The sequence below is a fragment of the Achromobacter pestifer genome, from assembly GCF_902859625.1.
GTDB lineage: Bacteria > Pseudomonadota > Gammaproteobacteria > Burkholderiales > Burkholderiaceae_B > Achromobacter > Achromobacter pestifer.
Genome location: NZ_CADIJX010000002.1, coordinates 129,040 through 143,024, shown reverse-complemented (window position 1 = coordinate 143,024; position 13,985 = coordinate 129,040). Strand labels below are relative to the sequence as shown.

The window sequence follows — 13,985 nt, the reverse complement described above, 5'->3', positions numbered from 1 at the left end:
AAATGCCGACCAGAACCCTGTCACAAATAATTCATCAAGACGCCAGGGCGGAACGCTTCTATGACAGCAGGACGACACCCGCGGGAAGATGTGTCACACGGGCGCCATAAGCGTCGCGGATCAGGCGTTCGGCATCAGCCACCTGCGCCAATGAAAAGCGCGCCTGCACCAGCCGCCTGCCCAGTTGTTCGTTCATCAACACCAGGCGTCCGCGCCGGTAGCGGTTCAGCTCGTCCACCACCTGCGCCAACGGCTGTTGCTCGAACACCAGCCAACCCTGGCGCCATGCGGTCACAACCGCCGGGTCGACCCGAACCGGCGGCATCACTCGCGCATCGTCGTAGCGCAACTCGCGGTTGGCCACCACGTCGAACACCCCTTGCGCGTGCACCAGACGCAGCGCGCCAGACAGGCAGCACAGCCGGGTCTCGCCGCCGATATAGCGCAGGTTGAACGTGGCATCCCGGGCCGTAATGCGGCCCTTGCCCGCCACCACCACGGCGGCCGTGGCTCCGCTGCGGATTTCGGCTTCCCCTTCGGCCAGCTCGATGACCGAGCCGTCGTTGCCGGCGCTGACGTTGATGCGCGTCAGCGTATTCATTTCGACCTCCACCGCGTTGGCCAGCGACACGCGCCGCTGTTCGCCCGCCGCCGTGTAGTAATCCGCGCCCAGCGTATCCAGACTGGGCCACAGACCCAGCGGAGGCTTGAACGCCAGATAGGCCGCCGACGCCGCCAACGCACCGCCCAGGAACGCCCGTCGCCCGGTCAGGACAGACTGGCGCGCGCGCTTGCGTGCGCTTTCCGCCGCCACCTCCAACACAGCAGGCCCCAGGTCGTGCCACAACTGCTTTTGCTGGTCAAAGGCAGTCTGATGCCGTGGATCACCGCGCAGCCAATCGCGAAACGCCTGGGCATCGGCCTCGGTGGCGCGGCCCGACGTCAGCGTCAGTAGCCAGGTCCGCGCTTCGCGCGCGGCGCCGTCTTGGTTCTTGTTATTTCCGGGCATGATCATCGTCAGCGCCATGGTTCTTCGTCCTGGCCCGAGGTCTGGCCGGGCTCGGCTGCATTGCCCGCCCAGTTACCCGCCACGTGCAGTTCCCGCGCACAGTGTTCCAGCGCGCGCTTGAGTTCTTTGGAGACGATGCGTTCCGACACCCCATAGCGCCGCGCAATCTCGGCGTGAGGCAATTCGTGCACGCGCGCGGCCAGCAGCATCTGCTGCGTGCGTTCGGGTAATTTACGCAGCGCGCGCTGAAAAGCACCGACCTGACTGCGGCCCTGCGCAATGCGCGCGGGGTCCGCTGCCTCGTCCGTGAGGTGGATCAATTCGCTGATCTCCACGCCCGTCAACAAGCGGGAGTCCCTGCGCCGCTGGTCTTCGGCGATGTTCAGGGCGACACGGAACAGATAGGCCGCGGGCTGCTGGATCGACGAACTGGCAGGTAGATCATTGACCTTCAAAAAGGCTTCCTGCATGGCGTCGTGCGCCAGGTCGTCCGACCCCAGCCGCCGCTTGAGCTGAGTCCGGAAGTCGTTGTAACGTTCCAGGAACAGGGACCGCAACGACGATTCCGGTTTGCTATCCTGCACGGCCCGCTCCCGAATCGGCAGCACATTCGGCCGCACTACGAGGCTCAAGCAGCACCGTCAACGGCTGCGGCATGCCCGCCGGCAAGGGGCCGATCACCACGCCACGCAACGCCGCCTCCAAGTTGCCGTCCAAACCCGCGGATCCGGTCGTTGCCACCCAACCGACCCGGCTGACCCGCCAGGTCTTGTCGAACCACAACTGCACCAGCGCGCGATAACTACCCGGCTGCGTACCCGTCGCCTTGCACAATGCACGTTTCAGCGCACCCTGCACCACGGCGGCGTATGGCGTATCGCGCAACCGCTTGCCGGATGTCGCCCCCCCCGCCGCCGCATCATCCAGCGTGGAGACCAGCGTGAACGATTGGGAACTGGCATAGCGGATTGCCAGCGGCGACCCTGCCAGCAGTTTGCGCAGGGCATCGCCTGGCGTGTAGTTGCCCACCACCGCGGGAGCTTGCCTGCCTGCGGTCAGCGCGCTGTCCACCAACACGGTCAACCCGCTGACCAGGCTGTACTCGACCAGCGCCTGTGCCAAGGGCTGCGCCGCGATGGCGAAGGCAACGGGTTTGGGCGGCGGTTCCGCGCGGGCCGGCGTCAGCGTAAACAGGCCCAAGGCCAGACAGGCGCGCAGCGCCACGCCGCGTCCCGTGAAGGCGCCGCTCATGAACGTGATCGCAAGGGGGAAGTACCAGACATGGCGGCCGCACCGGGCACCTCGGCGCCCGCCCTAACAAAAGCCGCCATGCTAGAGCCGCTGAATGACGCATTCGTGACACGCTTGCCGACATCGGCGCGCAATCGCCACGCAACGGTCACCTGCGCAGCGCTGGCCATCTCTATACTTTGGCAATGCTACCGGCCGCGACAGGCCGGCTTTGTTCAAGGAGCGCGCATGCGCAGAGTTCCTCTGGCCGCTGGCCGCATCGTCCTGTTGTTGCTGTCCGCCGCGCTGGCGGGTGCACCGCTATGGGCCGCCGAAACCCAAGTGCCCGCTCCTCCTGCCGCGCCCGCCGCGGTCGAGCCGAAGCCCGCCGCCCCCGGCGGGGCGTGCATCGAAACGGAAGTCAACGGATATCGGGCACTGTCTTATGACTGCCTGAACCAGAGGATGGCGCCCGACGCCACGCACCGGCCGGCGCCGGGGCTGGAATCCGAAGCGATCACGCAGCGTCCGCCCAATCAATTGGGCCTGCCCACACCAGCCACCATCGGCAACCGCATGGGAAATACCTTCGGTACGTCGGCCTACCCGCAACGGCCGCAGCCGTGATGGCCGGGCGTCAGCCCAGGCGCGTGATGAAGTAGATCTTCTTGACGAACTGATCCACTTCCCAGCGCCCCGTATACCCTTCCGGCATGACGAAAGCTTCGCCCACCGTCAGTTCGTGCACGGTGCCGTCCGGGTCCACCAGGCGTGCCGAACCTTCGACGATATAGCCGAATTCGATATAGCCAGTGGTGTTCGATTGGAATACGCCTGCGGTGCTTTCCCACACGCCGGCTTCGGCCTTGCCCGCATTGCCTTCAAATGCCGTCACGGTAAGAAAGGCCGCGTCGCCCGAAATCGGACGGCGGGGTTTGCCGGGCACGGGATCCTTCAGCGGGCCGGCATCGATGCGGACCAGCCGCGATTGGTCATGTTTCATGGCGTACCTTTGAATGTTGTTATGCGATAGCCGACGGACGATGCTTAATGCGCCGCCACCACCAGCACCTCGGCCATGGCTCGGCTGACGGTGCGCATGCGGTGCGGCAGTTCGGAATCAAAATAGACGGAATCCCCGGTTTCCAGGCGGAACTCGCGTTCGCCAACCTGGACTTCGATGGCGCCCTTGAGCACCAGCAGGAATTCCTCGCCCGGATGCGGAAACACCGCGGTGGCGTCCGGAAATTCGCGGGGCGGATGCACCACGAATGGCTCCATCGCCTTGACCTTGCGCCGACCGGCCAAGGATTCGTAATGATATTCGCTACCCAGCCCCCGGCGTTGCAGGGCCTCGCGATCCGCCACGCGGACCACGCTGACCACTTCGTCCTGGGCGGTGTCATCCGTCCCCACCAACTGCGAAACGCCGACGCCATAGGCTTCAGCCAACCGCAGCACGGTGGATATCGAGGGTTCGCTCAGGCCGCGCTCAAGCTTCGATAAATAGCTTTTGGTCAGGCCCGTGCGTTGCGCCAGCTGCTCCAGGGACAGGGATTGCTGGCGGCGCAGGGTGCGTAGGCGATGGGGCAGGTCGATCATGGGCAAAGGGTCGAAAATCCAACCAGTAAGCATGCCCGAAACCGGCCTCGCCGTCGAGCCGCCTCGTGCCGCCTGCCCCCGGCCTCCCTAGGCCAGTACGTCCGCATGCGTGCGCAGCGCGCGGCGGGCGTAATAGGAAAAGCCCACTTGGGAACGCTTGGGCGTCAGAATCCAATCATGCGCCTCGCGGCCCAGCGCCGGCGGAATGGGCTGGATCTTGCCGGCCGACATGGCCAGCAGCTGCATGCGCGCGGCCCGTTCAAACTGCAAGGCCAACACGCAAGCTTCTTCCACGGAACCCGCGGCGATCAACATGCCATGGTGCGACAGCAGAATGGCGCGCTTGTCCCCCAGCGCCGCCGAAATGATCTCGCCTTCCTCGTTGCCCACCGGCACGCCCGGCCAATCCTTCAAGAACGCCACATCGCCATACAACGGGCAGTTGTCCATATGCGAGATTTCCAGCGGCACTTCCAGCATCGACAACGACGCCACATGCAGCGGGTGCGTATGAATAATGCAATTCACGTCCGGACGCGCGCGGTAGATCCAGGAATGGAAGCGATTCGCCGGATTCGGCATGCCGCCGCCTTCCAGCACGCGCAAATCCTCGTCCACCACCAGCAGGTTACTGGCCGATATCTCATCAAAACCCAAGCCCAGCCGCTGCGTGTAATAGCGGCCCGGCTCCGCCGTCCGCGCAGTGATCTGCCCGGCCAGCCCTGAATCATGTCCGCCGTCGAACAGAATGCGGCAGGTCAATGCCAGACGTTCGCGCAAGCTCCATTGCGGCGTGTCGAACTGGCGCTGCATCTCGGCTTTCGCGCGCGCGATCAGTTCGTCTTTCCCAAGGTGCATCGTGTCGCTCATCATGTCTCCGTCATGCCGTTTCCATCAACGGCGTAAATCCCGGCAACGCGCGCATGCGCGCAAGCCAGGCATCAAGTGAGGGGAAGGCGGACAGATCGTAGCCGCCCTGGTCCGCCATGCTGGTATAGGGATACAGCGCAACGTCCGCGATGGTTGGCGCGGTGCCCACGAAATAGGTCCGATCCGCCAGATGCGCATCCATCAACGTGGCCGCCTTCATGCCGATGGCGCGCCATGCCACCATCGCCGGATCGTCCACGGCCGCCGTCTGGCGCAGATGAATCAGCAACCGAGGCTGCGCAAACGCATGCATATGCTGTGTCTGCTCGAAGCTGAGCCAACTGCTGACCTGCGCCTGCGCCAGCCGGTCTTCGGGCAACCAGGGCGTGCCTTGCGCCAAATACCACAGGATCGCCTGCGATTCCGCCAGCCATTCGCCTTCAGGCGTCAGCAACGCCGGCACCTGCCGCCAGGGATTGATGCGCGCAAACGCATCCGTCTCAAGGTCGCCCTGAACGATGTCGAAAGTGCGACGCGCAAGCGGCAAGCCCATGAAACCGCAAGCCAGCCGGATCTTCCACGCATTGCCCGAACGCAGCGTGTCAGCCAGTACCAGCGGCTTGCCCGCCAAGGGATGCAAGGTCTGCGTCATGAGGTCACTCCATCTTGATGTTGGCGCGCTTCACGATCTGAGCCCACTTGGTCTTCTCGCCCGCGATAAAGCGCTGATATTCGTCGGGCGTCCCGGTATACAGCTGCGTACCCTGGGCCACCAGCCGCTCTTTCAGTTCCGGCGAGGCCAGCGTCTTCTGCAAGGCAGCATTCAATGCCGCCAACACCTCGGGCGGTGTACCGGCCGGCGCGAAGAATGCATTCCACGAACTGATCTGCAACGCCGCATCGCCCACTTCACTACTGGAGGGCACCGCGGGCGCCGACGGCAAACGCTTGTCCGCCGCTACCGCCAGCGCACGCAACTTGCCGGACGTCACATGCGGCATGATGACCGGGCTGGCATCCATCACCACATCAACCTGCTCGCCGATAGCGGCATTGACCGCTTCACTACCGCTCTTGAACGGCACGTGAACAATGTCCAGGCCCGCCGTCAACTTCAGCAGCTCCAGCCCCAGATGGGGCGAACTGGCATTGCCCGCGGAGCCAAAATTCAACCGTGCCGGATTGGCCTTGGCATAGGCCACGAATTCACTGAACGACGCCGCCGGCAACCCCGCCCGCACCGCCAGCAGATAGGGAGACCCCGACACCATGCCCACTGGCGCGAACTTGTCCGGGTCATAGCTGAGCTTTGCATAGATCAGCGGATTGACGACCTGCGTGCCCACCGTCCCCATGAAAATCGTATAGCCATCAGCCGGCGCCGTGGCAGCCACCTGCGCGGCAATCACGCCACCCGCGCCGGGGCGGTTTTCAATCACGATGCCCTGCCCCAGCACATCGCCCATCCCCTTGCCGACCTGCCGCGCCACGATATCCGTGATCCCGCCCGCGCCAAACGGCACCACCAACCGGATCGTCCGTTCAGGAAACGCAGCTTGCGCACCGCCCGCCATTCCCGCCGTTAGCGCCAACGCCAGCGCGGCCATCTTGCCCAGAATCTTCATACCATTCCCCGTGATTGCGCCGTGTCGGCTCTAATGACACAAAGTGTCCTATAGAGCATTGATTTTCCGCAAGAGGAATGTGATTAGGGGATTCCCTGGGTGGCGGGAATAGCGTTTTTCTTTTTCGTTGGGGTCCGCCTTTGGGCTTTGGCGGCCAAGACCAGCCACTGAGCGGACATCTTCTTCTTCCGCGCAGATGGACGGCCCGCAGGTTGAAGAAAGGCGAACTTCGCGATAAGCGAGATTGAATTGGCGCGACGGTTCTAGCCCGTGGATTTGGGCCCACTCGTACGGGCAGTGTGAAAGAGGCGCTGACGCCGCGGGGCACTCGGCTGTCAGCTCCGAATTTTCAGAGTAAGAAGCGTCGTGCTTTGTATTGATGGCGCGGAGGCGCTGGTGGCCAGTGGCCCCCAGCCAAAAGCCTTTGTGCAATCAGAAGTCGCCATGTGGGCCGACGTCGTGCACCAGAGCGGCGTGCAGATCGACTGGGCCGGGTGTTGCCCGGCAAGCCGATGGCAAGACTCCCGCTGGCGTCCGCCGCGCCGGCCAGGCATCAATCGATGACGATGTTCTCGCGCTTGACGACATGAGAAAGCTGTTCGACCTCATACCCGATGCGCGTGGACAATTCCTTCGGATTGCGCATGACGACGATACCCTGCGCACTGAGTGAGGTATTGGCAGCGGGCTGCTCCATCGCGCGCTTGGACTGCTCGTACAAGGTGTCGATAATCTGGGCAGGCGTGCCTGCCGGAGCGAACAGGCCCAGCCAGAAAGTGACATCGATGTTCGGATAGCCTGCCTCGGTCATCGTGGGGATATCCGGCATCTGGGAAATCCGTTGCTTCTGCGTGACTGCCAGGGCTTTCAACTTGCCGGCCGCCACTTGCGGTGCGCTGGCCAGCGTATCGAAAGACGTGTTCACCTCGCCCGCCATGACCGCCATGCTTGCTTGCGAGGCCGACTTGTAAGGGACATGGGTTGCCTTGAACTGGGCGTCATTGCTCAGTTGCGCAAACGCCAGATGGGCCAGGTTGCCCTGGCCTCCCGACCCATAGGTGAGGTCGCCCGGATTCTTCCTGGCGTACTCAACCAGGTCCTTGACCGACTCGATGGCGTGCTTCTTGGCCCATTCGGGGTTGACGTTCAGAATGAACGGCGCGTCCAGAACCAGGGCGATGGGAGCGAAATCCTTGGCCTTGTACTGGGAGTTCTTGTAGATCAAGGGATTGACGGTGATGCTGCTGCTGTTGGTGGCCAGCAGCGTGTAGCCGTCCGGCGCCGAACGGGCGACCTCGGCCGCCCCGATCGATCCATTGGCACCGCCCTTGTTCTCCACGATGACGGGCTGCTTGAGCGTCTTGGACAAAGAATCCGACAGCAGGCGAGCCATCGTGTCCGTGATCGAACCGGCCGGGAACGGCACGATGATCTTGATGGCTTTAGTGGGCCATGCTTTGTCCTGCGCGAACGCGGCAGTAGACCCCAGCCCCAATGCCGAAGCCACGGCGAGGTGCGCGGAAGTGATGAGGAAGTTACGGCGGGAATCGGATGTAGTCATTGTTTGTCTCCACGAAAATTTAGATCTTGTGCATTGCGTCGTGCTTGCGGGGCTTGTCAGGCCACCTTCCTGGTTGCGGTGTTTCCTATGATTCCGTCTCGCTCCAGCGTCTGTTGCTGATCCACGCTCATGCCCAGCACGCGGGAAAACACATCGCCATTGTGCTGCCCGAGCGTAGGCGCCGGACGCACCGCCGCGACCCTGGCGGCCGGCTCCCGGAACCAGGGCGTGGTCGCCAGAAACTCGCCGATATAAGGGCGGGAAGTCGCCTTGAAAAACTCACGGGCCCTGAGATGCGGGTCATCGAGCACCGTCCAGATCGGCTTGACCTCTCCTGCGCTGATGCCGGCCTGCTGCAATTCGGCCATTGCGCTTTGAGCGGAACGCGCGCGGGTCCATGCGTTGATCCGGCGGTCTATCTCTTCCTGCCGGGTCCGTCGGCCTGCCGCCTTCTCCAGAACAGGGTCCAGGGCAAGATCAGCTGCCTGCATGACCGCCAGCAATGCCTGCCATTGCGCATCGCTCGTGATGCTCACCACCACCCAGGCGTCATCGCCCGCGCATTGGTAGATCCCCTGCGGGGCATGTAGAGGATGCGCATTGCCGCTGCGGGGCGCGGTAGTGCCGTGCACAGACTGCTCAATGACGAACGGCGCTGTCATGGGCAGCATGCATTCCACCTGAGACAGGTTGACGTGGCGCCCCTTGCCCGAGCGTTGCTGCACGAACAGCGCCAACAACGCCGCCGCCCCCCCGTTGAAGCCACCCACCGGATCCCCATAAGCGTACGAGGTCAGCGCCGGTGGGTTCTGCGCGAAACCGGTGTGATGCGGCAGGCCGCTAGCCTGCTCCAGCGTGCCGCCATAGGCCCTGATCGTGCTCCATTCATTGCCCGACCCGAATGCCGGCATGGATACCATGACCAACCGCGGGTTGACCTGGGACAGCACGGCATAGTCCAGCCCGAGTTTGGGCAACACCTCGGTCGAGTAATTCTCGATAACGATATCGGCCTTGGCCACCAGATCGAACAGGACCGCTCGTCCTTGAGCATGGGTCAGATCGAGCGTGATGCCCAACTTGTTGCGGTTCATCAGCGCAAAGTTCGAGTTCTTTTCATACAGCTTTTCCTGATAGAACTCATCGGTGTAATGCGTGCCTCGCCACCAGTCCGGATAGCGCGTGCTTTCAACCTTGATGACTTCCGCGCCAAAGTCCGCCAGCGTCCTTGCCGCCAATGGCCCGGCCCACCCCATCGTCAGATCCACCACCCGGATTTTGCGTAAGGGCAGCGCGTCCGGCGCAGCCCTGGTCAAGCCGGCGGCCGGCGTCAGACTCGCCGCTTCACGGTAGCTGGGGCCATCAGCGTCCAGGAGCGCTGCCTTGCCGCCCGGCAAGGGCCCCGCATCGCCCATGGGCAGCGGAACGACCGGCCCCTCGAATTCGGCCGTCCCCGCCTTGACGGGAACAAACGCGCCGCGTTCGCGATGCACGCCTTGTTGAAGCAGTTCTGCCATGGTCGGCACGATGACCGCGGGGAATTTCTCCTTGCGCAACACATCGAACCATTCCTCGGCTGTCCTGGCGCGCAGACTGGGGATCAGGAACGCATCGATTTCGTCCGCATGGACGATACGGGTCGGCCCGCTCGCAAAGCGCGGATCCGCAGCCTGGTCCGGGTAGCCGATGGCGGCGCACAGCGCTGCCCACTGCGGGCCGGTATGGGCGAACAGCCCAACCCAGCCCTCCTTTGTCTCGTAGATGCCGGCAGGATGCGTCGTGCAGAACCGGTTGACACCCAGCCGAGCCAAGGGATGCCGGCCATCCTGCACCATGCCGGCTTCCATCTCCACCAGCGAAAACGCAATCTCATGGATGCTCAGCACATAACGCCGGCTGCCGTCGGATCGTCCCAGCAACGCGGCGGTCGCGCTCGAGAATGCTGCGACACCGGCGGCAATGGCGGTCTGGATGTCGTGCGGCAGATGGGGGGGGCCCTGCTCCGCGCCGCTGCAATACACCGCGCCGGCCAGGGCGCGGCACACGGCCTCGGTTCCCACGAAACCACTGTAGGGCCCGGACTCGCCGAACCAGGTCAGACATACTTCGATCGGCGCATTGCCCTGGCTGTCATTCCCTTCGCCAGCGTATACGGGGTGCTTCAGAACCTCCAAGCCTTCGTCCAGAGCCCGAGCATCGAGAATCACATCGCATGTCCGCGCGATCCCTGACAGCCACGCGGTATCCGCGCCGGTCTTTCTACGATAGGCCACGCTGCGCTTGTTGGTATTGAGCCAGGCATGCAAGGCGCTTGCGGGCTCCCCATTGGCCTCCTTCAAAAGGGGAGGCAGGCGGCGCAACGTGTCGCCGTCGGCGTCCTCCAGCTTGATGACCTCAGCGCCAAAATCCGCAAAGAGCTTCCCGGCGTAAGCCACTGCCGCTCCGCAGCCGATTTCCAGCACGCGCAACCCGGAGAAGGCGAGCCGGCTTTCAGATGTTTCCATAGTCGCAACCTGTTCCAACGGAGTTCGCCTCGATTACCAGGTATCGACAAAGGCGCGGCGGGCCCGGCTGGCGCGCAAAGATGCCGACGCGATGCCTTGGCGTATCCACGTGCGGGTCTGCGCGGGATCGATGACGGCGTCGATCTCCGTCGTGGACGCGACATTGATAGCGTGCCCGCGCTCGTAGGCGCGAGCCACCAACTGGTCATAAAGCGCCTGGCGCTGCGGCCCCTCGGGGACGTTCTCGAGCTCCTTCTTGAAGCCCAGCCGGATGGATCCTTCCAGGCCCATGGGGCCGAATTCGCCCGTTGGCCACGAAACCGCGCAACTGGCCGAGCGAAAGCCGCCGCCGGCCATGGCCATGGCTCCCAGACCGTAGCCCTTGCGCAAGGCAATTGCCAAGATGGCGACTCGCAGCTTGGCCGCGACCACGAACATGCGCGACACATGCCGGACTTGCGCCTTGGCCTCTTCCTCCGGCCCGACCATGAATCCCGGCGTATCGATCAACGAAATGATGGGCAGACCGTGGATATCGCAAAGATTCATGAAGCGTGCCGCCTTGTCGGCCGCGTCGGCATCGATGGCGCCTCCCAGGTGGTGCGGATTGTTGGCGATGATCCCTACAGGCTGCCCTTCCACACGAGCCAGGGCGGTGTGCATTCCCAGGCCGAACCCCGAGCGCAGCATCAATACACTGCCTACGTCGGCAATGCCTTCGATGACCTTACGGCTGTCGTAGACACGCAAGCGATTCTCCGGCACCACATGACGGAGGTGGCGCGGGTCGGGAGCCACCCAGTCCTTGGTGCGGCCCCGGAACATGGACAGATAGTGCTTCGCCGCCGCGACGGCCTGCGCCTCGTTGTCGACCAGGATGTCGATGACGCCATTGGCGAACTGCACCGGCGCGGGGCCGACGTCCTCTGGCCGGAAGATGCCCAGTCCTCCGCCTTCGATCATCGCCGGGCCGGCCATGCCGATGTTGGCGCTCTTGTCCGCGATGATGACATCGCAGACCCCCAGAAAGGCGGCGTTGCCCGCGAAACAGCGTCCGGAAACAATGCCGAGCAAAGGCACTTCGCCACTGAGTTCGGCCAGCGCGGCGAACGACGGCTGATACAGCCCGGATACGAAGGGAAAATCGACATCGCCCGGCCGACCGCCGCCGCCTTCGGCGAACAACACCATCGGCATCTCGTCGCGGCGGGCACGTTCCACCAGCCTGTCGGTCTTGATGTGGTTGCGTTTGCCCTGCGTGCCCGCCAGCACCGTCGCGTCATAGGCCATCACGGCGGTCAGCGACCCGTCGTAGCCGAATGCGTCGCCGTTGACGTTGCCAATGCCGGTGACAATGCCGTCCGCTGGCGTGTTGGCGATCAGGTCTTCCTTGCTGCGGCGGCTTGCCTGCGCGGCAATGACCAATGCGCCAAACTCCACGAACGAGCCTTCATCGCACAGATCGTCCACGTTCTCCCGTGCGGTGCGCTGCCCTCGCGAACGGCGCTTTGCCACGGCCTGTGGGCGCGCGTCATCATAAAGCGACGCATGGCGATCGAGTACGGCTTGCAGGTCAGGGCGCACGGCATCCAGATCGATCGCGTCTGTCACGACCTCGGTGTCGACACCACTCGATTCCTGTTCCAGCAAGACCAGGATCTCGCCTTCCTGCACATTGCCGCCACTGACGGCCGGCACCTCGACAACCTTGCCATTGAAATCGGCGACGACGGTGTACTCCATTTTCATCGCTTCGATCACGGCGATGGGTTGGCCCTTGAGCACGAGAGCGCCAGCGCTGACGGACACCTCGACCAGACGCCCACTCAAAGGCGCGCGCGATGCCGAGAGCCCTTCCGGCACCGCGGCCTGCGCGGCCTGCGGCAGGTTGGCCGCCGAAGCACTGCGCCCCCCCGAATCCCCGATCAGGCTGTCCTTGGCCTGCTGCTCTTGCGCGTACTGCTCGGCCGCTGCAAGCAGTTCCCCGAGGATGGCCTCGATGTAGCGCGTATGGTTGCGCTGCGTCAGGAAGTCCTCCCGGGCCACGAGCGCCTGCAAAAGATGGATATTCGTCGCTACACCGGCAATCCGGAACTCGGCCAGGCAGCGGCGCAAACGCCGCACCACGCCCGAGAAATCGTCACTGCCGCTGAACACGATCAGCTTGGCCAGCAGCGTGTCGAACGCCGGGGCGGGCGAGTACCCGCTGTAGGCATGGGTGTCGACGCGCACCTCGGGGCCGGCGGGCGGCTCGAAACGCTCCAGCCTGCCGTGTGCCGGGCGTGCCATGCCCGTGGCATCAATCGATTCTGCATTGATGCGGAGCTGAATGGCATAACCGTTCAGGCCCGGTGGGTTGGTCGGGTCCACTCCCAGTTCGGCCAGGCGCTTTCCCTGCGCGACCCCAATCTGCAAGGCCACCAGATCCACGCCCGTAACCTGCTCGGTGATCGTATGCTCGACTTGCAGCCGGGGATTGGCTTCGATGAATACAAAGTCCGTCTGCACCCCCTGCTCGTTTTCTTCGACCAGGAATTCAAAGGTTCCCAGGCTGCGGTACTCCACCTTAGCCGCCATTTTCTTTGCTGCGGCCAGAATGGCGGTGCGCAGAGTGGCGCTCAGCACCGGGCTGGGCGCGATCTCGACCACTTTCTGAAAGCGGCGTTGCAGCGTGCAATCCCGATCGCCGAGCGCGACCACCGACGCACCGTCGCCGGCGATCTGCACTTCGATATGACGCGCGCGATTGACCAGACGCTCCGCGTACAGCGCGTCCACACCGAAGGCCGACATTGCTTCCGACCGGCAGCGCGCATAGAGCTCGGCGATATCGGCTTTGGACTTGACGACGCGCATCCCGCGTCCGCCGCCTCCGCCGACCGCCTTGATGACGATACCGACTCCGCCCTGCTCGTCGAAGAACTGCTCGACGTCCGCAAGTGTTGCACCGCCCGCCGTGGCAGGCATGACAGGCACGCCGCATTCGCGGGCCAGTTGCAAAGCGCGGCCTTTGTCTCCGAACAGAGCGAGGTGATCGGCGTTCGGGCCGATGAACGTGATATCCGCCGCATCGCAAGCCAGGGCGAAATCCGCCCTTTCACTCAAGAAGCCATACCCTGGATGGATGGCATCGCAATGCTCCGCCCTGGCTGCGGCAATGATGGCGTCGATATCGATATAAGCCGCTGGACCGGAGCCGGTCAGCGCAACCGAGGTATCCGCGAGAATTCGATGTCTTGAGTTTGAATCGTCCTGGGAATACACGGCGACGCTTTCCAACCCGAGGTCGCGCACGGCGCGAATGGCTCGCACGGCGATTTCGCCACGATTGGCAACCAACACTCTCTTCATGGTGATCCTATGTCTCTGCTCTAACTCTTATGCTCAAGTCCCTAAGCTGCTGCCCATAGCCTTTGCATGTTCCTGCCAGACGAGACGCGCCTGCGGGCAGGCGCCGAAAAGCATTAACATGGAAATGGATACGCGCAATCGCAGCCCAGCTTGATCCGGCGGTTGTCGTTAACTTGGCGAGGATGGTAGGTGTCGTGCAACAGCCACACAATTCACATTTTTCTCTGACCCCT

At 63.6% G+C, this 13,985-nt stretch carries 12 protein-coding genes; 1 reads left to right on the top strand and 11 read right to left on the bottom strand.

Annotation, left to right across the window (positions count from 1 at the left end; all coding sequences use genetic code 11):
- Nucleotides 1–58: 58 nt before the first annotated feature.
- From HV753_RS07405 to HV753_RS07395, 3 genes are read right to left on the bottom strand one after another with little or no spacing between them, the layout of a single operon-like run.
- A complete protein-coding gene (locus tag HV753_RS07405) occupies nt 59–1,027 on the bottom strand; it encodes a FecR family protein (protein ID WP_175173818.1) in 969 nt (322 codons plus the stop codon).
- Nucleotides 1,018–1,593: an RNA polymerase sigma factor gene (locus HV753_RS07400; protein WP_175173817.1), complete on the bottom strand. Its 576-nt coding sequence runs from the start codon at nt 1,591–1,593 to the stop codon at nt 1,018–1,020. Before HV753_RS07400 ends, HV753_RS07405 begins: the two co-directional genes overlap by 10 nt.
- Complete coding sequence (locus tag HV753_RS07395) at nt 1,583–2,260, bottom strand: STN domain-containing protein (RefSeq protein WP_175173816.1); 678 nt, start codon at nt 2,258–2,260, stop codon at nt 1,583–1,585. The genes HV753_RS07400 and HV753_RS07395 overlap by 11 nt, the downstream gene beginning before the upstream one ends.
- 228 nt (nt 2,261–2,488) lie before the next feature.
- Here HV753_RS07395 and HV753_RS07390 point away from each other — a divergent pair, with 228 nt between their 5' ends.
- On the top strand, nt 2,489–2,866 hold the full coding sequence (locus HV753_RS07390) for a hypothetical protein (RefSeq protein ID WP_175173815.1): 378 nt from the start codon (nt 2,489–2,491) through the stop codon (nt 2,864–2,866).
- A 10-nt stretch (nt 2,867–2,876) separates the two neighbouring features.
- On the opposite strand, the gene HV753_RS07385 is transcribed toward HV753_RS07390, so the two are convergent.
- The 8 genes from HV753_RS07385 to HV753_RS07350 form a co-directional block, all read right to left on the bottom strand.
- Entirely contained in the window at nt 2,877–3,242 is a 366-nt protein-coding gene (locus HV753_RS07385) for a cupin domain-containing protein (protein WP_006222026.1), read from the bottom strand.
- A 44-nt stretch (nt 3,243–3,286) separates the two neighbouring features.
- The gene (locus HV753_RS07380; protein ID WP_175174619.1) at nt 3,287–3,841 is read right to left on the bottom strand and encodes a helix-turn-helix domain-containing protein; all 555 of its coding nucleotides are present in this window, start codon (nt 3,839–3,841) and stop codon (nt 3,287–3,289) included.
- Nucleotides 3,842–3,928: 87 nt separating this feature from the next.
- Entirely contained in the window at nt 3,929–4,711 is a 783-nt protein-coding gene (locus HV753_RS07375) for an aldolase (protein ID WP_175173814.1), read from the bottom strand.
- Nucleotides 4,712–4,721: 10 nt separating this feature from the next.
- Nucleotides 4,722–5,363, bottom strand: a complete 642-nt coding sequence (locus tag HV753_RS07370; RefSeq protein ID WP_175173813.1) for a glutathione S-transferase family protein — start codon at nt 5,361–5,363, stop codon at nt 4,722–4,724.
- A gap of 4 nt (nt 5,364–5,367) precedes the next feature.
- Nucleotides 5,368–6,336: a Bug family tripartite tricarboxylate transporter substrate binding protein gene (locus HV753_RS07365; RefSeq protein ID WP_175173812.1), complete on the bottom strand. Its 969-nt coding sequence runs from the start codon at nt 6,334–6,336 to the stop codon at nt 5,368–5,370.
- A 553-nt stretch (nt 6,337–6,889) separates the two neighbouring features.
- The gene (locus HV753_RS07360; RefSeq protein ID WP_175173811.1) at nt 6,890–7,897 is read right to left on the bottom strand and encodes a Bug family tripartite tricarboxylate transporter substrate binding protein; all 1,008 of its coding nucleotides are present in this window, start codon (nt 7,895–7,897) and stop codon (nt 6,890–6,892) included.
- Nucleotides 7,898–7,953: 56 nt separating this feature from the next.
- Nucleotides 7,954–10,419 (bottom strand): CaiB/BaiF CoA-transferase family protein, encoded by a 2,466-nt coding sequence (locus HV753_RS07355; RefSeq protein WP_343056465.1) that lies wholly within the window; start codon nt 10,417–10,419, stop codon nt 7,954–7,956.
- Nucleotides 10,420–10,434: 15 nt separating this feature from the next.
- The gene (locus HV753_RS07350) at nt 10,435–13,752 is read right to left on the bottom strand and encodes an acetyl-CoA carboxylase family protein (RefSeq protein WP_175173810.1); all 3,318 of its coding nucleotides are present in this window, start codon (nt 13,750–13,752) and stop codon (nt 10,435–10,437) included.
- Nucleotides 13,753–13,985: the final 233 nt, after the last annotated feature.